Source organism: Streptomyces flavotricini (assembly GCF_020639365.1).
In the GTDB taxonomy this organism is placed as follows: domain Bacteria; phylum Actinomycetota; class Actinomycetes; order Streptomycetales; family Streptomycetaceae; genus Streptomyces; species Streptomyces flavotricini.
In genome coordinates this window covers 8,518,951-8,537,523 of sequence record NZ_JAINUL010000001.1, presented here as the reverse complement: position 1 = coordinate 8,537,523, position 18,573 = coordinate 8,518,951, and the positions used below count along the sequence as shown (strand labels likewise).

At 70.5% G+C, this 18,573-nt stretch carries 21 protein-coding genes and 8 pseudogenes; 12 read left to right on the top strand and 17 right to left on the bottom strand.

Annotated features, from left to right (window positions below):
- Positions 1-146: 146 nt before the first annotated feature.
- Positions 147-464 carry a hypothetical protein gene (locus K7B10_RS39290; RefSeq protein WP_229344434.1) on the bottom strand — a complete coding sequence of 106 codons (318 nt, stop codon included), beginning with the start codon at positions 462-464 and terminating at the stop codon, positions 147-149.
- Positions 465-825: 361 nt separating this feature from the next.
- Here K7B10_RS39290 and K7B10_RS39285 point away from each other — a divergent pair, with 361 nt between their 5' ends.
- The 4 genes and pseudogenes from K7B10_RS39285 (at position 826) to K7B10_RS39270 (ending at position 2,406) form a co-directional block, all read left to right on the top strand.
- Entirely contained in the window at positions 826-1,122 is a 297-nt protein-coding gene (locus K7B10_RS39285) for a hypothetical protein (protein ID WP_229344431.1), read from the top strand.
- Between the two features lie 38 nt (positions 1,123-1,160).
- Positions 1,161-1,370, top strand: a pseudogene (locus K7B10_RS39280) (hypothetical protein); the annotation flags it as partial.
- Between the two features lie 366 nt (positions 1,371-1,736).
- Positions 1,737-2,012 carry an isoamylase early set domain-containing protein gene (locus tag K7B10_RS39275; protein WP_229344429.1) on the top strand — a complete coding sequence of 92 codons (276 nt, stop codon included), beginning with the start codon at positions 1,737-1,739 and terminating at the stop codon, positions 2,010-2,012.
- A gap of 43 nt (positions 2,013-2,055) precedes the next feature.
- Positions 2,056-2,406 (top strand): PRC-barrel domain-containing protein, encoded by a 351-nt coding sequence (locus K7B10_RS39270; RefSeq protein ID WP_229344427.1) that lies wholly within the window; start codon positions 2,056-2,058, stop codon positions 2,404-2,406.
- Between the two features lie 163 nt (positions 2,407-2,569).
- Here K7B10_RS39270 and K7B10_RS39265 read toward each other — a convergent pair whose 3' ends face one another.
- Positions 2,570-2,923: an STAS domain-containing protein gene (locus K7B10_RS39265; RefSeq protein ID WP_229344425.1), complete on the bottom strand. Its 354-nt coding sequence runs from the start codon at positions 2,921-2,923 to the stop codon at positions 2,570-2,572.
- Between the two features lie 27 nt (positions 2,924-2,950).
- Between K7B10_RS39265 and K7B10_RS39260 the strand changes: the two are divergent.
- The 3 genes and pseudogenes from K7B10_RS39260 to K7B10_RS39250 all read left to right on the top strand — a co-directional run.
- Positions 2,951-3,067, top strand: a pseudogene (locus K7B10_RS39260) (DUF2975 domain-containing protein); the annotation flags it as partial.
- A complete protein-coding gene (locus tag K7B10_RS39255; RefSeq protein WP_229344423.1) occupies positions 3,067-3,291 on the top strand; it encodes a helix-turn-helix domain-containing protein in 225 nt (74 codons plus the stop codon). The pseudogene K7B10_RS39260 and the gene K7B10_RS39255, both read left to right, overlap by 1 nt.
- A gap of 99 nt (positions 3,292-3,390) precedes the next feature.
- Positions 3,391-3,816, top strand: a complete 426-nt coding sequence (locus tag K7B10_RS39250) for a hypothetical protein (RefSeq protein ID WP_229344421.1) — start codon at positions 3,391-3,393, stop codon at positions 3,814-3,816.
- 93 nt (positions 3,817-3,909) lie between these two features.
- Here the strand turns inward: K7B10_RS39250 and K7B10_RS41105 are convergent, their stop codons facing one another.
- Complete coding sequence (locus K7B10_RS41105; RefSeq protein WP_267501563.1) at positions 3,910-4,041, bottom strand: hypothetical protein; 132 nt, start codon at positions 4,039-4,041, stop codon at positions 3,910-3,912.
- Between the two features lie 874 nt (positions 4,042-4,915).
- Here K7B10_RS41105 and K7B10_RS39245 point away from each other — a divergent pair.
- Positions 4,916-7,278 (top strand): annotated as a pseudogene (locus K7B10_RS39245) (helicase associated domain-containing protein); the annotation flags it as partial.
- Between the two features lie 210 nt (positions 7,279-7,488).
- Here the strand turns inward: K7B10_RS39245 and K7B10_RS39240 are convergent.
- From K7B10_RS39240 to K7B10_RS39205, 10 genes and pseudogenes are all read right to left on the bottom strand, one after another.
- On the bottom strand, positions 7,489-7,845 hold the full coding sequence (locus K7B10_RS39240; RefSeq protein WP_229344419.1) for a hypothetical protein: 357 nt from the start codon (positions 7,843-7,845) through the stop codon (positions 7,489-7,491).
- Between the two features lie 261 nt (positions 7,846-8,106).
- A pseudogene (locus tag K7B10_RS39235) lies at positions 8,107-8,515 on the bottom strand (DUF6415 family natural product biosynthesis protein).
- 45 nt (positions 8,516-8,560) lie between these two features.
- Positions 8,561-8,794, bottom strand: a complete 234-nt coding sequence (locus K7B10_RS39230; protein ID WP_267502799.1) for a hypothetical protein — start codon at positions 8,792-8,794, stop codon at positions 8,561-8,563.
- A gap of 44 nt (positions 8,795-8,838) precedes the next feature.
- Positions 8,839-8,972, bottom strand: a pseudogene (locus K7B10_RS39225) (transcriptional regulator); the annotation flags it as partial.
- A gap of 134 nt (positions 8,973-9,106) precedes the next feature.
- A pseudogene (locus K7B10_RS41770) lies at positions 9,107-9,217 on the bottom strand (hypothetical protein); the annotation flags it as partial.
- A gap of 426 nt (positions 9,218-9,643) precedes the next feature.
- On the bottom strand, positions 9,644-9,799 hold the full coding sequence (locus K7B10_RS41765) for a hypothetical protein (protein ID WP_372481585.1): 156 nt from the start codon (positions 9,797-9,799) through the stop codon (positions 9,644-9,646).
- A 103-nt stretch (positions 9,800-9,902) separates the two neighbouring features.
- On the bottom strand, positions 9,903-10,376 hold the full coding sequence (locus K7B10_RS41760; protein WP_372481584.1) for a transposase: 474 nt from the start codon (positions 10,374-10,376) through the stop codon (positions 9,903-9,905).
- 232 nt (positions 10,377-10,608) lie between these two features.
- Positions 10,609-11,070: a lamin tail domain-containing protein gene (locus K7B10_RS39215; RefSeq protein WP_229344416.1), complete on the bottom strand. Its 462-nt coding sequence runs from the start codon at positions 11,068-11,070 to the stop codon at positions 10,609-10,611.
- A 191-nt stretch (positions 11,071-11,261) separates the two neighbouring features.
- Positions 11,262-11,897: a hypothetical protein gene (locus K7B10_RS39210; RefSeq protein WP_229344414.1), complete on the bottom strand. Its 636-nt coding sequence runs from the start codon at positions 11,895-11,897 to the stop codon at positions 11,262-11,264.
- An 844-nt stretch (positions 11,898-12,741) separates the two neighbouring features.
- On the bottom strand, positions 12,742-13,182 hold the full coding sequence (locus K7B10_RS39205; RefSeq protein ID WP_229344412.1) for an SRPBCC family protein: 441 nt from the start codon (positions 13,180-13,182) through the stop codon (positions 12,742-12,744).
- 27 nt (positions 13,183-13,209) lie between these two features.
- Here K7B10_RS39205 and K7B10_RS39200 point away from each other — a divergent pair.
- From K7B10_RS39200 to K7B10_RS39190, 3 genes and pseudogenes are all read left to right on the top strand, one after another.
- Positions 13,210-14,713: pseudogene (locus K7B10_RS39200) on the top strand (helicase associated domain-containing protein); the annotation flags it as partial.
- A gap of 336 nt (positions 14,714-15,049) precedes the next feature.
- A complete protein-coding gene (locus K7B10_RS39195; protein WP_229344410.1) occupies positions 15,050-15,394 on the top strand; it encodes a hypothetical protein in 345 nt (114 codons plus the stop codon).
- A 189-nt stretch (positions 15,395-15,583) separates the two neighbouring features.
- The gene (locus K7B10_RS39190; RefSeq protein WP_229344408.1) at positions 15,584-15,775 is read left to right on the top strand and encodes a hypothetical protein; all 192 of its coding nucleotides are present in this window, start codon (positions 15,584-15,586) and stop codon (positions 15,773-15,775) included.
- A gap of 51 nt (positions 15,776-15,826) precedes the next feature.
- Here the strand turns inward: K7B10_RS39190 and K7B10_RS39185 are convergent, their stop codons facing one another.
- The 3 genes from K7B10_RS39185 to K7B10_RS39175 all read right to left on the bottom strand — a co-directional run bounded on the left by K7B10_RS39185 (position 15,827) and on the right by K7B10_RS39175 (position 17,462).
- Positions 15,827-15,976: a hypothetical protein gene (locus K7B10_RS39185; protein ID WP_229344406.1), complete on the bottom strand. Its 150-nt coding sequence runs from the start codon at positions 15,974-15,976 to the stop codon at positions 15,827-15,829.
- 125 nt (positions 15,977-16,101) lie between these two features.
- Complete coding sequence (locus tag K7B10_RS39180; RefSeq protein ID WP_229344404.1) at positions 16,102-17,247, bottom strand: hypothetical protein; 1,146 nt, start codon at positions 17,245-17,247, stop codon at positions 16,102-16,104.
- Between the two features lie 59 nt (positions 17,248-17,306).
- Complete coding sequence (locus K7B10_RS39175) at positions 17,307-17,462, bottom strand: hypothetical protein (protein WP_229344402.1); 156 nt, start codon at positions 17,460-17,462, stop codon at positions 17,307-17,309.
- Positions 17,463-17,711: 249 nt separating this feature from the next.
- Here K7B10_RS39175 and K7B10_RS39170 point away from each other — a divergent pair, with 249 nt between their 5' ends.
- Positions 17,712-18,470, top strand: coding sequence for a hypothetical protein (locus K7B10_RS39170; RefSeq protein WP_229344399.1), 759 nt, complete (start codon positions 17,712-17,714; stop codon positions 18,468-18,470).
- 20 nt (positions 18,471-18,490) lie between these two features.
- On the opposite strand, the pseudogene K7B10_RS39165 reads toward K7B10_RS39170, so the two are convergent.
- Positions 18,491-18,573: pseudogene (locus K7B10_RS39165) on the bottom strand (MerR family transcriptional regulator); the annotation flags it as partial.

Below are 18,573 nucleotides of genomic sequence, written 5' to 3'. Positions count from 1 at the left end.
CGGCTGTTTGGTCCTCGGCGCGCGGTGTCGATCCGCTGACCGGCCGTACCTGCGGGGATCCCGGTGCAAGCGACGACGACGTGGCGGGGGCCGGCAGCGGTAGCCGACGCTGCAGAACCCGCCCCAGGACCCTGGTCGGGCAGCGGCTAGCCGGTGATCACGCCGGGCGGGGGCGGAGGAAGCGGCGGCGTGTTCGGGAAGGGCGGGGTTCCACTACCCCGCGAGCCCGCCCCTTGCCCGCCCGAGCTGCTTCCGTAGAACGCGTCCGCGATCGCGGTCAGCGCGGGGGCAACACCTGGAGGCATCTCGTTGACAGTGCCCGTCGCAGGAAACCCGAATGAGATCATCAACTGCTTCAGGGCCACCACCATGGATGGAGGAAGACTGTTCAGCGCGGCGGCGATCTGTTCGCCCGCGGAAATGCTCGCCGAGGACCCGTTACCCGGCCGTACGTCGTCTGTCATCGTGCTTGCCCTCCAAGGGGGTAGGCAACTCGCTGCGTCTCTTCTGCTCACCGGCAGGATGACCATGCGCAAACACAGCCGGATTACCCTGAAGGACCTACCCGCCGACCCGAACGGACGCCAGATCACCGACCCTGGCCGTCCCCGGCGGTGGCGGGCATCCGGGGGGGGACGGGCACGGCCGGGCCAGCCGGATACGCAAGCGGCCTCCCGCCTCGTAGCGCATCGCGCACACCGGCAGTACCGCCTTCGCCCTTCGTACCGCCGCCTTTGACGGGCGGCAGCCGGCTTATGACCGCGCCGCTGCTGATCCCGGAAGTCTCTGACGGACGGACCTGGCCAGCGTCCGGGACGGTGACCGGTGGAATCCGTTGTCGTTGACCACTACATGATCAAGAAGACTGCACAGACGGCACTCGTCATGGGCGCCGTCCTGCTCTCCGGCGGCCTGGCCCACGCCGATGGCGACGCCTTCGACGAAGCCGGCATCCGGGAGCGGGTCGGCACTCTCACGGCGGACATCGAGCAGCAAGACCCTCACGGTGGACGAATGCCGGCGGTCACCGACACGCCAGGGGCACCCCGGCCGGGACACGGCATCCCCGTGGAGGTCGAATTCACCGCCAACGAAGACAGCAAGACGGCCCCCTGGATATGACGGCGGACCACGTCTGAACTGGCATCCGCACGGCGCGAGAGGCGGTCGACCTGCCCGGTCTTCTACGCAAGACCGCGGCCGAGCATCCGCGCGAGGTGGTGCGCACGCTGGTGGGCGCGGTAACCGGCGCGTACGACGGCCGGCCGCCGAGCGACGACGCCACCGTCCTGTGCCTGGACTGGCGCGGACCCCATGACGGCAGTCGCAACGTGAATACCGGATCCCTGATCGACTACTGGACGGGGTGAGGGAACCGCCGGAGCGCCGCAGGGGCCGCCTCGAACAGCCGGGCAGACGCTCGGTCGAGGTGTTGGCGTGCTGTGGTTACCCCCGGGCGCGAGCCGACCGAATGCGGGCACCTGGGGACCCGGCCTCGACGGGGCCGATGGGCCGGGGGGGCACTGTTGCACAGTGTGCACCTGGGCCCCAGGGGCATGCCCTCCGCAGCGTTCCGCCCCCACGCGCGCAGACCTGCGACGGCCCACCGAGCCGCCTGAAGGTGCGGCCGAGCGGGGGACAGCTGTACCGGGTGGCGTAGCCGCCTGCTACCCAGGCCGACGCAGCGGGCAGTGATGGCAAAGCCATTCCACCCGCAGGTGAGGAGCTGACCGTCCATGTTGGAGCGCACTCGGAGCAAGAAGCGGACCGAGATCACCTTCGTGTTGCCCGCCGGCCATCCGGCCGGTGAGGTCAGCGTGGTCGGCGACTTCAACGACTGGCGGCCCGGCGCACACCCGATGACGGAGCGCCCGGACGGCAGCCGCGCGGTCACCGTCACCTTCCCGGTGGACCAGCACCACGGCTTCCGCTACCTCGCCGACGGCGGCCACTGGCTCGACGAAGAAGGGGCGGACGGCCACGACGGCCGCAACTGCCTCCTGCACACCTGACCCTCCGCACGACCACGGACTCTGCCCCAGAAGGAGAACACCTGTGACTGACGACATGTGGAGCTACAACCCCGACTCCCACTACACGCCCGGCACCAGCCTGGTCGGCTTCAAGGTCGAAGCCAGCGACGGGAGCATCGGCAAGGTCGACGAGGACACCGACGAGGTCGGCGCCTCCTACATCGTCGTCGACACCGGCCCGTGGATCTTCGGCAAGGAAGTCCTCATCCCCGCCGGCACCGTCGTCCGCGTCGATGTGAAGGAGAAGACGATCAACGTCAACCTCACCAAGGACCAGATCAAGGACTCCCCCGAGTACGACAAGGACAAGCACCGCGGCGACGCCGCCTACCGCGACCAGCTCGGCCAGTACTACAACCGCGACCACAGCTGAGCCCAGCCCGCCGTGCTGCGGCTCCCCACCACGCACGGGAGCCGTAGCCCGCTGAGGGGCCGGGGCCGCGAGCTCGCCGTGTGGTCGTCCCGCAGCAATCCGGCCCGGTCGGGCACCGCCTGCAACCGGCGCTCCGGTCGGTGCCCGTGCACCACCGGTCTGCCTACCGAGGCAGCCCGTCCGGGTATCCCTTCGAGGAGCGGTCGCGGGGCGGCGGGTCGTGGTCCACGGGGAAGAGGGTCAGGGCGCCGGTCATCTCCAGGAGGCGCAGGAGCTGGTGGTTGGGGGCTGCCAGGCGGACGACGGTTCCGGTCTCCTGCGCCGTGAGCCGGGCGGCGAGGAGTGCGTTGAGCGCGGAGGAGTCGCAGAAGGAGACGCGGCTGCAGTCGACCGTTACGGGCTTGGCCGGTGAGGCGTGGGCGAGGCCTTGGTCGAGGGCGAACCGCAGGGCGGGGGCCGTCTCGATGTCGATCTCGCCCGTGGGCCTGATGGCGACGGCGTGATCCAGGACTTCCACGGCGATGGCGTTGCCGCCGGCCTCCGGGGCGCCGTCCTGGGCGTCGCGCTGATCGTGCTCGTACTGCGGATGCTGCTCGCCCAGGCCATCGCGCGCGACGTCGAGGCGGCCAGGATGCAGGCCGAGCTGGACAAGGTGATCTGATGCCGATCGCCGTCCACATCGACCTGATGCTGGCCAAGCGGAAGATGTCCGTGGGCGAACTCGCCGAACGCGTCGGGATCACTCCCGCCAACCTGGCGGTGCTCAAGAACGGCCGAGCCAAGGCGGTGCGCTTCGCGACGCTCGCGGCGCTCTGCGAGGTGCTGGAGTGCCAGCCGGGGGACCTGCTGCGCGGGGAGGCCGGCGGCGCCGACGGCGGTACGTGAGCGCGGTTCACCGATCCGACTAGTAGGGTGACGGTGTGTCATGGCCGGGCCTGAAGGCCCGAGTCGAATGGATCACATCGAGAGAACAAGGTGCTCAGGTTGAAGAAGTTCAAGGCTACGGTTGTCGCCGTCGCCGCCATCGCAGGACTGGCCGTGGCCGTCACGCCGGCTCAGGCAGCCGATACCTGCAATGCGGGGGGTGGCGGCCTGTACATATGTGATTACGGCGTAACGAACCACGCGCTTCCGAACGGCCAGAAGGAACAGTTCCTGGTCGGCCTCGACTATGCGGTGTGGACGCGCTGGACCATCAGCAATCAGTGGACCGGATGGACGTCCTTGGGCAAGCCCGATCCCTTCGGTTCTGCCCGCGCCACGAACGCTGTCAAGGTGGAGGATCAGCAGGTGGGGGGCGACTTCCGAACAACCATCTACCTCAACAACAGCAACGGCCCCGTCGTCAGCAGGACGCGCCTCGCCCTCGGCTCGGGCTGGACGCCTTGGGACTGGCCCAACTTCAACTGACCGAGTGCTCCGCCCCGCCCGAGGCGGTGTCACAGACGCCAGCGGGGGCCTCGTCGTCCGGGGTGTGCGGGTCGGCGGTGACGGCCAGCAAGTTCACGAACCAGTCGTGCACGGTGTCACCGGGACCGCCTGGAAGAGGGCGTCCCGCAGGACGTACGCGTCGACCTGTTCGCGGACGGAGGCGGGCAGCAGCTCCCACCCTTCGATCGCGGTGATGTCGGTCATCCGGATTCCGTCCGTTCCGCGGGTGAGGGGACCTGGGTAGCATCCTGCCTCCCCCGTGTGGGGGAAGAGGTCGGGAGCGGGGGACGATGTGGATCGGCTCGGCTCCCGGCCAGCATGTTCGTCATGCCGAACCTATTGCGAGTCAAGGCCCTGCCGGACGTGCCCCGGTGGGCCGCCGTCGCCGCCCATGCCGTTCCGTTGATCGCCGTCCCGTCGGGGCTGTGACGGGTCGCCCTGGTCGTGGGGCTGCCGGTTGCCTCCGAGCCCGTCACGACCGTGCCCGGGGCGGCGTACCTGCTCTTTCTCAGCGTGCTGTCCGAGTGCCTGGCCCTGCTCACGCTGGGACTGGTCCGCGGCTGGGGAGAGACCGTGCCGCGCTGGATCCTGTACCTCGGCGGGCGGCGGGTGCCACCGCTCGCGGCGGTAGTTCCGGCACTGCTGGGGGCGGCCGCCGCGGCGGTCCTGGTCGCCTGGTTCACGTACGCCGACGTCGTCGGGATCGGCGAGGGGACCATCGGCAGCCCGGCCCAGGACATCTTCCTGCTGGTCTGTTACGTCCCCCTGGTCGCGGGGCCCCCGCAGCTGGCGGCGGTCGCCCTTGCGTACCACCGGCGCCGGAAGGCGGCAGCGCCCGTTATGGCGACGTGTGGTGGCGGCCAGGCTGGCGGCGCCGCGGGAACGGGCGGCGGCCCGGCGCTGCAACGCCTGGAACGACAACCGGCCCTCCGGTGTCCCAGACGACCAGCTCGCCGTCGAGGACCAGGCCGGGCGGCAGCTGCTTGGCGGCGGCCGCCACCAGGTCCGGCCACCGGTCCTGGACGAGCGCCCCGCGGCGGGTCTCCACCACCGTGCCGCCCGGGCCGGCCGGGGTGACCCCCGCATCCTGGCCGCGGCCCGACCTCAGAAGGGCGCGGAGGAACAGGGGGCCGAGATCGCGAGCATGGCCGACGACCCGGACGGAACGTACAGCGCCTGGCTGGCCGAGCTCGGGCTGTCCGAGGCGATCGAGCGAGGGATCCTCGCCGGGTTCGAGATCGACGTCCTGGAGATCCGCGACCCCTCCCCCGTCCTCGGCGAGTCCGAGGAAGCGCGGCGGGGCCGGCGCCTGGCGCTGCTGCAGACCGCGCTCCTGGAGCACGCCGCGGCGTGCAACCTGCGCACCGTCATGACCTTCCACCAAAAGGTCCAGGAGGCGGCCGCGTTCGCGGAGAAGCTGCCGCAGACGGCCGCCGAGCTGTACGTCACCAACGCTACAGGCGCCGACTTGGCGGCCGCCGAGCAACTGCCGAAGTCCTCGATCGACGCGGAGTTCTACGAGCTGGAGGCCGGCCGCCACGTCCCGCCGGACCGGGTCTGGTCGGCGTGGCTGTGCGGGGACCACCTCGTCACCGAGCGCCGCGAAGTCCTGCGCCAGTTCGCCAACGGCATCGACGCCGACAACCGGCGCGTGCACCGGGCCTTCCTCGCCTCCGTACGCGTCCTCGGCGAAGGCGTCGACATCACCGGCGAACGCGGGGTGGAAGCCATCTGCTTCGCGGACACCCGCGGCTCCCAAGTCGACATCGTGCAGAACATCGGCCGGGCGCTCCGGCTCAACAAGGACCGCTCCACCAAGGTGGCCAGGATCATCGTGCCGGTGTTCCTGGAGCCCGGTGAGGACCCCACCGACATGATCGCCAGCGCCTCGTTCCGCCCCCTTGTAGCGGTCCTTCAGGGCCTGCGCTCGCATGGCGAACGTCCGGTCGAGCAGCTCGCCTCTCGGGCGCTCACGAGCGGTAAGCGCAAGATCCACGTCCGGCGTGACGAGGACGGGCGGATCGTCGGGGCCGGCGGCGAGGGCGACGGCGAGGACCAGGAGGAGGAGGACGACGACACGCAGGCCGCTGCAGAAGCGGCCCTGCTGCACTTCTCCAGCCCGCGTGACGCAGCGACCATCGCTGCGTTCCTGCGCACCCGGGTGTACCGGCCGGAGTCGCTGGTGTGGCTGGAGGGCTACCAGGCGCTGATCCGGTGGCGGAAGGAGAACGAGATCACCGGCGTCTACGCCGTTCCCTACGACGTTGAGGTCGAGGTGGGGGTCACGAAGGATTTCCCGCTTGGCCGATGGGTCCACCAGCAGCGGAAGGCGCTACGGGCCGGGGAGCTGGAGGAGCGGCGCAAGACGCTGCTGGACGCGCCGAAGGCCGGGATGGTCTGGGAGCCGGGCGAGGAGGCATGGGAGACCAGGCTCGCCGCGCTGCGGTCGTACCGGCGAGCCCGGGGCACCTCGCGCCGCGTCAGGACGCGGTGTGGGGCGAGGGGCGAGGGGCGAGGGGCGAGGGGCGAGGGGCGAGGGGCGAGGGGCGAGGGGCGAGGGGCGAGGGGCGAGGGGCGAGGCGATGGTGCCGGTCGGCCAGCCCGTGGCGAATCTGCGCCGAAAGGGCGGCCTGGGGAAGGACCCGAAGCGGGCGGAGGAACGCGCTAAGCAGCTGGCCGCGGTCGATGAGGACTGGAACTGCCCGTGGCCGCTGGACTGGCAACGCCACTACCGCGTCCTCGCCGACCTGGTCGACGCAGACGGCCACCTGCCGACCATCGAACCTGGCGTCGTCTTCGACGGCGAGGGGATCGGGCGATGACTCCAGCGGCAGAAAAATGCCCGCCACCTGGAGGCTGCTGTCCACCGAGCAGCAGAAACGGCTGACCGCCCTTGGCATCCAGGCACTGCCTCCCTCTCCCCCTCCGTCTCCGGCACCGGCGGCGGGCGGGCCGGCGAAGGGGCCGAGCAAGGCGCAGCAGGCGTTCCAGCGCGGCCTGGCAGCCCTCACGCAGTGGGTCGAACGGGAAGGCGCCGAACGGGCGGTGCCACGTGGCCACAGTGAGCCGATCGCGGTCGCCTGTGAGGCAGAGCCGGTGATCGTGAAGCCGGGCGTATGGATTTCGAACACACGTGCGAGACGCGAGATGCTCACCGCTGACCAGCTCGCCGCACTCGCGGCGCTGGGTGTGGACTGGGCGTGGCACCGGCTGCGGCTGCGGCTGCGGCTGCGGCTGCGGCTGGTCATTGAACAGGACGGTCGAGCGAAGTGCACAGAGAGGCCCCGGGCGTCATCGCCCGGGGCCTCGTGCTGTCGGCGGCCGGCGGCTCCGCCCGGACATGACGCGGGCCTGCAACGCGAGGTGCAACACCGATTCCACGAACCTCTACCCGAGGAATCACCGCAGGTCAGAGCGCGATGCGCGGCGGTGTTGCACTGAACGTGTCGCCCTGGCCGCTTTCGACGCTGGTGCGCGGCCTGCTCGCGCAGTTGGCCGACTGGCACCAGTCGATCGGCGAGCTGGGCCGCGCGCTCACCACGGCAGCTGAAGGCCGACCGCTACCCGACTGGTCCCTCGGCGGTGAGCTGGAGCTCCCAGCTACCCGTAACGGGCGCTTCAGGGGCGCGGCCATCCCAGAAGGCTGCGCGGTCAGCGACGCCGGCCGCCGCCGATGCGGCGGTCGTCGGCCAGTGCGGTAAGCGGGCCGAACTCGCAGGCAAGCTCGTTCCACGTCAGAACCTCGCCACAGCGGGCCGGGAACTCCTTCGGGTTGAACTCGGGCATGGTCCAGGTGCCAGTGCCCCGGTCCCGCAGCCACAGGTCCCCGTCGCCGTCGACCACAGTCGGCGGGACCGGTACGGGCTCGGCCTGATCGGTGGGCTCCCAGGTGACCCGGCCCGGGTGGGAAACGCGGCGCAGCTCGGTGGTGGCCAGCCGCGCGGCCAAGTCACGGGTGGACTCTTCGGCGTCCTTGACCGACGCGAGTCGGAATGCGTCGTCAAGCACGGGCAGGGCTGGATTCTTGCTGCGCTTTGAACTCATACGCTGACTACCTCCGGTGGGGGGCGCCACATCCGTTGTGGCACCCCGTAGAGCAACACGGTATCCGAGACGGGAGCCGGGCCAGGCCTCCTCCGCTGGAACGGTCAGCAAGCCCGCCGACGCCCAGGAAGATGCTCTGCGCCAGGTCAGCGACTTGTTGGGTGAGGCGAGGAAGGCACTCGACACGCTGACGAAGTAGCTGGAAGCAACCGTCCAGCCCACGGTTCAGCCCCCGCTCGGTACAACCCTCTCCGGGGCGAGCGCGGCCTCCAGGCGGTCCAGCCGTTCGTAGAGAGCGCGAACGAGGCGGGCGCGGTTCGGGACGCAGCGCACGGTGCCCTCGATCGTCTTGGACAGCCGGCCTTCCGCCTCGCGCAGGACGACGTCGGCGAGCGCTCTGGTCCGCTGTTCTTCGGCAGCTGGTCGGCACGGCGGCGGACGTCGGTGGCGAGCGCTCGGGCGTGGCCGGTGAGCTGAAGGCGATCTGCTCCAGGTCGCGGACGGTGAGGGTGTCCTCGCCGGTCCAGGCGAGGACGGCCTTGACGAGGCTTTCGTACGGTTCGTGGTCGAGCGGGAGCCCGGCTTCGATCAGGCCATCAGGGTCGTACAGGACCGTGTGCGTGCTGGTGTGCATGGCGGGCCTCGCTGCCGGGAGCGTCGTCGCGCGGGTGGCCGGCGGTCACCGCTGGGGGCCCTCGCTGCCGTCGGCCCCGTCGTCCTGGTCCTCGCCGCGCCGACCGAGGAACCGGGCGAAGCCGCGGTCCGCACGGGCCAACAGGGCCGGGGAGGGAACGCCGTAGGGAGGCGACTGGAGGCCGCGGCCCTCCCGGGCCGGGGCGGTGGAGTCGGTGTGCGCGGAAGGGGGCCCCGCCTCTCCGGCTGGTGGTCCGTCGATGCCGTCGACGCTACGCACCTGTGGTCCGCGCTCTCAACAAAGTTGCGGAGAATCAAGCCAGTTCACTCCAGGGCGTCGATCGCGACGTGGATGAGGGCGCGGGCAGCGTCGCCGTAGACGGCCATCTCCGCGAGGCCGGCGAACGCCTTGACGTAGTCGGCGAGCTCCGCGGCTGCTTCACCTTGATCTCCGCCGTCGGCATCGCCGTTCCGATCCTTCGTTTCCATCGCGTCGAGCATGTCTGCCGAGCTCCAGGCCGACGGGTAACCGGCTCGGACTAGTCACTGATGCGAATCCCGAATTTTGGCTGTGCCCGAGCTTCCGTGATGACTACGGCTGGATGAGGGTTCGGGCTCTCAGCACGCGGAACGAGGCTCGGCCGTACATCTGCCGCTTGATCGTCTTGATGCGGTTGACGTGGCCTTCTACGACGCCGGAGCTGTACTGCAAGGCCAGGCCGGCTGTCACGGCGTCGATGTCGAACTTCTAGAACCGGGCGAACCTGCGGATCGGCTGAGGTGCGTCACGCTCCACTTCGCTGATCCAGTCTTGCAGCAGATGGCCGGTGCGGTCGCGTACCAGATCGGTGAAGCGCTGCGCGATCTCCCGGGCGCGGGCGATGTCCGGGCAGGCCAGGCAGACCTCGCCGAGCCGGACCTCGTCGTCTTATCTCCACGACTCACGCCGACGCATGATCCAGGAAGCGATCGCGCGTGGGCTCGGAATCGGCGCCGGCGCGGGTATCGCAGTGCCGTCTCGAAGAGTCGCGACGTATCGGCGGACCGTCTGAACCGTGCCCTCGAATCCCCGCTCACGGACTTCACGGAAGAGCCGGCTGGCGTCCGTGCAGCCGTTGAGGAGGCGGGCTTACAAGTAGGAGTGAAAGGGTGCAAGGAGGCCTGCTCGACGGTGCCGGGCGGATTCGACGAGCACGACGAGATCGGTGTCCCGGAAGTGCCGCACTGTCTTGCGGTCCATGCCCAATCGGCGCGCGATCGCGCTGATCGTCCATCCTTTGTCCACCAGGTCGAGGATGTCGGCGTGCCGGTGGAGGGTTCGCTCGACGATGGCGATCTTCGGCAGCGCGGCCGGCTGATCCGACACCCAGGTGTCGGGGACCGGGGCGTCAGGTCGAGCCAGCTCCTGAGCGTGTTTCCGCAGGCAGGCGCGGTGCTGGTGACATGTCTTCTCCACCACAACGGACAGATTCTGCAGCAGATGCCACCGGTCGGCCACTTCGATCGCCCCGGTGGGCGGCCTGCTTGATCGCGCGAGTATAGCCGGTGGCCCGGTCCCGGCAGATGACCTCCGCTCCGGGATGGGCCTCCAGCCAGGCAAGTAAGGTTTCCGACCTGCGGTCGGGCAGAACATCGAACGGCTTGCCCCCTTCGACGTCCACGAGCACCGTTCCGTATGTGTGGCCACGCCGGAAGGCAAAGTCATCCACTCCCAGGACCCGAGGAGCCCGGGCCGGCACCACCGGTGCCGACAGTAGACGGATGAGCGAAGTCCGTCGGCCGGACAACGCCAGCCGTCGGCAGAGGCGTTCTCCCGGGCGGCCCCCAAGCTCCACGGCCACGAAACGGGCCAGGTGGTGCATCGCCACCGATGACTGACCGTGTGACCTCGTGAAACCTTCGATCTGCTCAACGAAAGTCCGTCGGCGGCACATCGGCACGTCACAGAGGAACCGCCTCACCCGTAGTCGGACGAGGGCGACTGACCGGCTATACGGGCGTGCAGGCCGGCCAGTCGCCAGTTTCCGCCCGGGCGGGCCGAGCACCGGCGGCCGCCCGCCGTCCAGGCGACCCCCGGCAACCGACCCGCAAGGATCAGTGGTGGCGTCGGCCCCAGGACTCGGTCTCGACGGTGCGGCCGCGGTCGTCGCGCAGGGTGGCGGTGTCGCCCTGGTTGCCCCAGATGTAGTCGCGGCGGTTCTGGAAGAGGTCGGTGCGGGTGTGGTGGCCGGTGTGGATGCGAATCGTGGCGCGGGCGTTGATGCGGGTGTTGTCGAAGCGGTAGCGGTTGCCGTCAGCGTCGCGCAGCGTCCAGCCGCGCAGGTTGACGGCGTCGCGGGTGGTGTTGGTGATCTCCACCCACTCGTTGTCCAGGGAGCGGTTGGTGTGGTCGTCGCGTCCGGGGCTGTCGGCCTGGACCCGGCCGATCTCCACCCGCGGGTGCTGGCGCAGGCCGTGGTCCTGCGCGGCGACCGGCAGCGCGGCCGCACCGACCACGGCACCTGCGGCCAGGATGGCGGCGGCGATACGACGGATGGAGGAAGAAGCAGAAGCCATGGGTGACGCTGCCTCAAGAACAGCGCTCCACCAGCCGTAACAGGCCGGTGAAGGCACTTGTCGTTGTCGGCCCGGATGAGCCGAGGTCCCCACTCTCGACCCGCCACACGACCGGCCGCAGCCCCTGCTGAGGCCGGTTGCCGAAACCGGAAATTTCCGTCACGCTCGCCTGCGCACTACACACATAGCGGTCAGGCACGCCCCTGACATTCACTGACCGTTACACCCACCCGCACCACCAGCCACAATGTGGAGCAGGAGCGCAAGCGGGCCGCGGTCGCGGTCAGCGCCCCCGACTCCCGAAGGCATCTACACCCACCGGCCGCGGGGCCGCCGCCTGATGCACGCCTCTTGGGTCCGCTCAGGGCTGCTGCCGCGCCACTCGCGCGTCGGCGATGGGGGCGCGCTGCCTCGGTGAACTCCAGGGTGACAAGGGTGGCGGCGGCGAGACCGCTCAAAGCCATGAGCGCGATCGCGATGACCCGCCGAGCCGGCGGGTCGTCCATGTGGCTGCCGGGTGTGCCGGACGGCGAACTGAGCCGGGCAGCCACCCGGTGCCTGGGGTCGACGGTGGCGACGACGTGCGCACCCACCGCCAGCCGGTAGCCGAAGGTGTCGAGATGTACCGTGCTGCAGTCGGGCAGCCGGACGCGGGCGCTCCAGGTGTCAGTGGCAGCTATGACGGAGCCGTCGGGATTGTCCACGTGCTCGGTGACCACCGCGTCGACCACCATGCCCCGCTTGCGCAGCACCCGGTAGTCCGCTTCCCTCGCCTGCGCATCGATCCACTGGAAGCCCGCGAACATCACCGCCACCAAAGCGGTCAAGGCGGCTCCAGGGCGGGTGGGCTCGAACCGGCGGAACACCGCGCCGGAGGCGCCACCAAAGGCGAGGACACCAAGGGCAAGGCCACCGCCCAGCCAGGCCCCAGGTGCAGGCCGACCTCCATGACGGACCACCAGGTACCCACCGACACCACCGGGCACAGCACCAGCGTCAGCAGGAACACCCCCAGCCGCGACCGCAGCGAAGGGCCGTTCGGCCGTGCCTCCCCCGGAGCCCCCACACCCTCAGCATCCGGCCCGGCCCCGCGCCGAAGCAAGCCCCCACGCGCCCGACACCGTTCCGGGATCCGCACAAGGGCGGCAGACCGCTCCTCGCCGAGCCTGCCCGACCCCCTGGCGGCCACACGCCCTGCCTGCCGCAGGCGCACGGGGCCGGATCAGCCCGCACGCGGCGCCAGACACGCACCGCTCGCTCGGCGACGGCCGGGCGGCCGCACCGCGAGGATCATGGTGCGGGTGCCGCCGTGGCGGTAGCGGAGATCGGTGATGGCGACCAGGCGGCCGCCAGCAAGGACCTCGTCCCCGACGCTGCTTCGGGACGGAACCGTCTACGAACCGCAGCCTGTTCGGGCGGCCGCTCCGCAGGCCTAGACCATGGCCAGAAGGTGATCCGTGGGGCTGTAGTTGATCTCCCAGTCGATATAGACACCGCAGCATCCGTGCGCGATGCACCGAAGGACGACGGTCACCCAACAGCCCGATCCGTCCTCGCCGAGGGAGAAGGCGACTGCGGCCTCGAACCTGTCCCTTCCGCGCGGACAGAGCGGTCTCCTCGCGAACCGGCAGGCGCGGCGCATCGGCTCGGTCGCGCGAGAGCCGTCGTCGTTCAGGCCTTCCTGAGCAGCTGGGTCGCCGCGCGACCAAACATGAGGCGGGCCGTCCGGTTCAGGATGCTGTCGAAGAGGCGGGGCAGGAAGCGGATGCGCAGTTCCTCCCGCCAGACCACCCGACTGTGGCCCCCCGGCCCTGGCCGGACCTCGATCTCCGCCCAGCCGAAGACGACGCGGCCGCGCTTCTCCAGGCGGCACAGGCCAGGCTCGTCGCCCACCGGCGGGCGCCAGACCGTCACCTCCATGACGTCGTCGACCGTCACCGGTCCGACGCCCGACCGGGCCACGAAACGCGTTCCCTCGTGGGTCGGCGGCGCGGTGAGCACCTCGATCTTGGTCAGCGGGACCACGTCGGCGTGGCGGGGCCATTCCGTCAGCCTGCGCCACGCCTCCGCGGGGACGAGCGGGGACGTGAGTTCGAGGGAAAAGGTGGGCACGGCACGATCATAGAGAATCGGCTCCGTCCGAAGTCCTCGATCGACGCCGAGTTCTACGAGCTGCAGGCCAGCCGTCACGTCCCGCCGGACCGGGTGTGGTCGGCGTGGCCGTGCGGGGACCACCCCGTCACCGAGCGGCGCGAGGTACTGCGGCAGTTCGCAGGCGGCATCGATGCCACCGGACACCGGGTCCACCGGGCGTTCCTCGCCTCCGTACGCGTCCTCGGGGAAGGCGTCGACATCACCGGCGAGCGCGGGGTGGAGGCCATCTGCTTCGCCGGCACCCGCGGCTCCCAAGTCGAGAACGTCCAGAACATCGGCCGCGCCCTCCGCCTCAACAAGGACGGCTCCACGAAGATCGCCCGCATCATCGTGCCGGTGTTCCTGGCACCGGGCGAAGACCCTACCGACATGGTCGCCTCCGCCAGCTACAAGCCGCTCGCAGCGGTCCTCCAGGGCCTGCGTTCTCTTGATGGGCGCCTCGTCGAGCAGCTCGCTTCCCGTGCCCTCACCCACGGCCAGCGCAAGGTCCACCTGCGCCGCGACGAGGGCGGGCAGATCGCCGGCGCCAGCGGCGAAGGCGACCAGGAGCAGGACGACGACACCTACGCCGCAGCGGAGTCGGCCCTGCTTCGCTTCTCCAGCCCGTGGGACGCCGCCACGATCGCCGCATTCCTGCGCACCCGGGTCTACCGGGAGTCGCTGGTGTGGCTGGAGAGCCACCAGGCCCTGATCCGGTGGCGGACGGAGAACCAGATCACCGGCGTCTACGCCGTGCCCTACGGCGTAGAGGTCGAGGTCGGCGTCACCAAGGACTTCCCGCTGGGGCGGTGGGTGGATCAGCAGCGCAAGGCCCTGCGGGCCGGGGAGCTAGAGGACCGGCGCAAGGCTCTGCTGGACGCGCCGGAGGCCGGGGTGGTGTGGGAGCCGGGCGAAGAGGCGTGGTAGGCCAAGCTCACCGCGTTCCGGTCCAACCGTCGGGCCACCGGACACCTCGCACCCCGGCAGGACGCCATGTGGGGCGAAGACGACGAGATGGTGCCCATCGGGCAGCACATGGCCAACCTCCGCCGCAAGGGCGCCAAGAAGGGTCTCGGGAAGAACGAGGAGACCGCGACGGCCCGGGCCGCACAGCTCGCCGCGATCGACACGGACTGGAACTGCCCGTGGCCGCTCGACTGGCAGCGCCACCACCGCGTCCTGGCGGACCTGGTCGACGCCGACGGCCAGCTGCCCGACATCGCGCCGGGCGGCGTCTTCGACGGCGACGACGTCGGCAAGTGGAGGTGACGGCAGCAGCAGCCGGCCACCTGGGCACGGCTGCCTGGCGGCGCTCGTGCAGTGGGTGGAGCGGGAAGGCGCCCACCCGCCGGTACCCCGCATCCACAGCGAAGGGATCGCGGTCGAGGGCGAGGCAAAACCGGTGACCGTGAAGCTCGGCGTGTGGGTCTCCAACACCAAGAGCCGACGCGACAAGCTCACCGCCGACCAATTCGCCTCGCTCGCCAAACTCGGCATCGACGGGGCATGACACGCCACCCCGCCCGTCGTTGAGCCGGGAGGTCAGCGAAGTCAAGGCCCCGGAACGTCGTGCCCCCGGACTCTCGTCTTGACCTCCGGCACCGGATCGTGGTGCAACACGGGCGCCGCGAGCGTGCAGTTGCCGGTGTCTGCCGAGTTTGGCGGGCACAAGGGCCAGCAGGCGAGTACACCCGGCAGCGGTATGCGGCCGCTGAACCTTTTCACAGGACTGTGGAGCCAAACGGGTGAAGGTGAAACCTTCCTGCTGACAGCGCAGCAACCGGGCAGGCCCGGTCGGTGGAAAGGACGCTGACAGCACGTTCTTCCCATCCGTGAGGACCAACCCATGCGCTTGCGCAGCACCCTGGCCGCCACTCTCGGTGGTCTCCTGCTCTCCGTGGCCCTGCCGGCGTCGCCCGCTGCGGCCGCCACCGGCGATTTCGTGTACACGTACGTCGGCCTCAACGGCCTCAACCTGCGAGGTGAACTCGCCAACCCGGACAGCGGGGTGTGCATCAACATCCCCGAAACGGTCGGCTCCTCCCTGCCCGCCCTCGCCCCGCGGAACTACACGACCTCCACCGCCACCGTCTTCCTCGACGCGGACTGCGACGGCGACGTCTACCGCACGATGGCCCCGGGCCAGAGGCTCGGCAACAGCCTGCGGCTTCGCTCCGTCATCTTCAGCTGACACCCCAACCCCGCACCCCGCCAGACGCCGGGCTCCTCTCGCAAAGGGGCCCGGCCCTGCGAGGTACACACGATCCCGCGGGGACGTACCGGTGCTGGCCGGAGCACCGGTCCAGGTACTGCCCCAGCCAGCGGGCGGCGGTCCGCTCCGGGATCGCAGCACGTGCCGCCCCGGTGGGACAGGGAGGACATGAAGGCACAGGACACGCGCCTGCTCGCGGCGGTCGGCGACCACGTCGAGACCGCTCGCGTACCGGTCGCCGCCGGCGCCGATCCCGATGCCCAGGATCAGCAGTGGGGCAGCCCCTGGCTCGTCACTGGGGAGCGCTGCGACCGCCCGGCGCGACCCGTGACGGACCGCAGGCACCGCTCGATGGCTTGACGGTCCATCAGCATCGGGGGCCGGGGCGGTTGTCGGCGGGCGGGCGGATCATCAGGGGCGGGTGGCGAGCCAGTCCCAGTAGCGGGTGGGGGCGAGGCGCGCGTCGTCGCCCGCGATGAGGACGTCGCCGGCGACGGCCGCGAACATCCCCGGCTGCGGGTCGGTGACGACCGCTCGCCGGTCCTGCACGGCGGCCGGCATCCAGCTGGGGCACCTGGTCGACTCCGAACGAAGCCCTGCGGGATTTCTCCGGGCTCGGTACCCCGGCCCGTATGGCGACAGCCTCGACCTGCGATTGCCGGTCGGGGCTGTGGTGTGTCCGGGAGTCAGTTTCCGGCGAGGAGGTGTTCCTGCCGGACCCGGACCAAGCCGTGCCAGGCGGAGCGGACGTCGGCTTCGCTCTTCGTCCAGCGTGTGGTTGACGGCTCCGGTAGCGGCAGGCCGGCCATGTAGTGGGCGATATCGGTGAAGTAGGCGAAGTCGCCGGTGGCGGTCAGCGCGCGCAGGCGGTCGATGGTGGCGGCCAGGCCCTGGTCCTCGCCGCGGACGGCGTGGTGGAAGGCGAGGACGAGCTCTACGAACCGGTGGAGGGAGGGGAGCCCCGCGGCCTCGATCTCGGCGTTCACGCCCTGGGCGCCGTTGGTGACGCCGCTGGTTCCGGCGTCCTTGATCAGGGCGACGACCTTGGCGAGGAGGGTGCTGGAGCGCTGATCGAGGCCACCGAGGAGCTGGTGGGCGAGTGCGAGCTCGTCGTCGGCTCGGTCGGGGTCCGCGAAGGAGACCGCGAGGGCGAGGCGGACCTGCATCATGGCGCGCTCGCCGGGGGCGCCGTGCTGCTCGGCTTCGGCACGGCCGGCTTCGAAGGCGGCGCCTGCGGCCGCGGTGTCGGCTTGGGACCAGCGGATGTCGCCGAGGGCGCGGTGGTGGCGGCCCTTCCAGCCCAGGGTGGGGACGGCGGCCAGGGCGGTGGGGAAGTCGCCGGCGAGCCGTGCCAGGTTGGCCAGGCCGCGGCGGGCCTTCGGCGCGAGGCGCCCGTCGGCGTCGGCGACCTGCCGCATCCCGGCTCGGGCGGCGGCGCCTTGGTCGAGGTCCTCGTATGCCTTGGCCCGGTAGTACAGGGACGGCTCGATGACCTCGGCGGACAGCAGGCCGGAGTCGAGCACCTCGGTCAGCCGCTCCACCGTGCGCTGCTGGTGTTCGTGCTGGTGACGGGTGATCGCGGTGAGGAGCTCGGCCAGGGCGTTCGCGGGCGTGTCCGGGGCGCCGGCGGTGTCGGCCGGGAGGGTGAGCGGCTCCCAGACCCTGTCGTCGGTGTAAGCGTAGGCCGCCTTCGTGAGCCAGCCGAGGTCGGCGAGGTTGTGGTCGCGGGCCAGACGCAGGCCCTGGCGCGGGCAGACGGCCAGTGCGCGGGTGGCGCCCTGCCGCCAGTCGGCGTCCGTCCAGCGGTCCTCACTGTGGGTGTCCTCGCGCACAGCGGTGCGGATCGCCCGGTGCAGGTGGTACGGCCACAGCGCGTACGGATTCTCGGAGATCAGCGGGCGTTCGGTGAGGCGTCGGGCGGGGCCTGCTGGGTGAGGCCGGCGGCTCGGGTGGCCAGCTCCAGGTCCCGGGCGTCGAGGAGGGAGACGCTGCGCAGGAGGTGGCGTTCCTCCGCCGTGAAGAGGCTGGGAACCGTCGATGCCGACAACGATGGCGGGATGATCGACCCTGCACCACTCACTGTCTGTCCGAGAGGAATCAGACAGCCACACGGCCTGGGAAGACTTCCAGCCGTCGTGCACGAGCGCCGTCTTCTTTGTGTACGGGCCGATCGGTGCACCGGCCTGGTCCGAACGGCCCTGGGCGGCCCTCGTACCCGTAGAGAGGCTGGAGGGCACAGACCTGCGGACGCCAGGTCGGGCGGCCGCCGCGGGAACGACCCGGAAGGGTGATGACCATGCCCAGCACCAGCAGGCGAACCGCCGCCGCGATGGCGGCCCTCGCGCTGACCGGCACGCTGGCCGTTGGATACACGACAGGCGACACCACCTCCAGCGGCTCCTCGATGCGCCCGGCCGCCGCCCAACCCAGCCCCTCCGGGAGGGACTGCTGGGGGTCGGGCACATCGGGCGACGACTGGGACGACTGGGACTCGTGGGGGCCCGGCATGGGGCCGGGCATGATGGGCCGCGATGACTGCTCGTGGGGGCCGGGCATGATGGGCGGGCACTACTGGCAGCGCGGTGACGGTATCCCTGTCAAGACCCTGAACCAGGCCCGACAACGGGCCGACGCCTTCGCCGGCCGGCTCGACCTGCGTGTCGGGGAGGTCATGCAGTTCTCGAAGAACTTCTACGCCGAACTGGATACCCCCTCCGGGAAGCCGGCCACCGAGATCCTCGTGGACCCGGCCGACGGTGACACCGGGATCGAGTACGGACCAGCGATGATGTGGAACACCGACTACGGCATGCACCACCGCGGCCAGACCGAGACCCGGGTCTCTCCCGACCAGGCCCGAGACCGCGCCCAGCAGTGGCTGCGCAACCGGGGCAGCCGTCTCACCGCCGGTGAGGCCGAGGCGTTCCCCGGCTACTACACCCTGCACACCCTGCGCGAGGGGAAGATCAACGGCATGCTCTCGGTCAACGCCTCCACCGGCGCTGTATGGCCCCACACCTGGCACGGTACCTACGTCGCCACCAGCGAGCGCTGACAGTTCACGTCCTTGCCGTCTCAGGGTGTGGTTGTCGGGTTCGCCGATTCGGCGGTCCGGCGGTATTCGGCGTTGATGCGCTGGGCTTCTTCGAGCTGGTCTT

Coding starts and splice junctions, on each gene's coding strand:
- K7B10_RS39190 (WP_229344408.1), top strand. CDS start 15,584: ATGAAGGCACAGGACACGCGCCTGCTCGCGGCGGTCGGCGACCACGTC.
- K7B10_RS39255 (WP_229344423.1), top strand. CDS start 3,067: ATGCCGATCGCCGTCCACATCGACCTGATGCTGGCCAAGCGGAAGATG.
- K7B10_RS39215 (WP_229344416.1), bottom strand. CDS start 11,070: ATGGCTTCTGCTTCTTCCTCCATCCGTCGTATCGCCGCCGCCATCCTG.
- K7B10_RS41760 (WP_372481584.1), bottom strand. CDS start 10,376: ATGCACCACCTGGCCCGTTTCGTGGCCGTGGAGCTTGGGGGCCGCCCG.
- K7B10_RS41105 (WP_267501563.1), bottom strand. CDS start 4,041: ATGACCGACATCACCGCGATCGAAGGGTGGGAGCTGCTGCCCGCCTCC.
- K7B10_RS39275 (WP_229344429.1), top strand. CDS start 1,737: ATGTTGGAGCGCACTCGGAGCAAGAAGCGGACCGAGATCACCTTCGTG.
- K7B10_RS39185 (WP_229344406.1), bottom strand. CDS start 15,976: ATGCCGGCCGCCGTGCAGGACCGGCGAGCGGTCGTCACCGACCCGCAG.
- K7B10_RS39290 (WP_229344434.1), bottom strand. CDS start 464: ATGACAGACGACGTACGGCCGGGTAACGGGTCCTCGGCGAGCATTTCC.
- K7B10_RS39195 (WP_229344410.1), top strand. CDS start 15,050: ATGCGCTTGCGCAGCACCCTGGCCGCCACTCTCGGTGGTCTCCTGCTC.
- K7B10_RS39170 (WP_229344399.1), top strand. CDS start 17,712: ATGCCCAGCACCAGCAGGCGAACCGCCGCCGCGATGGCGGCCCTCGCG.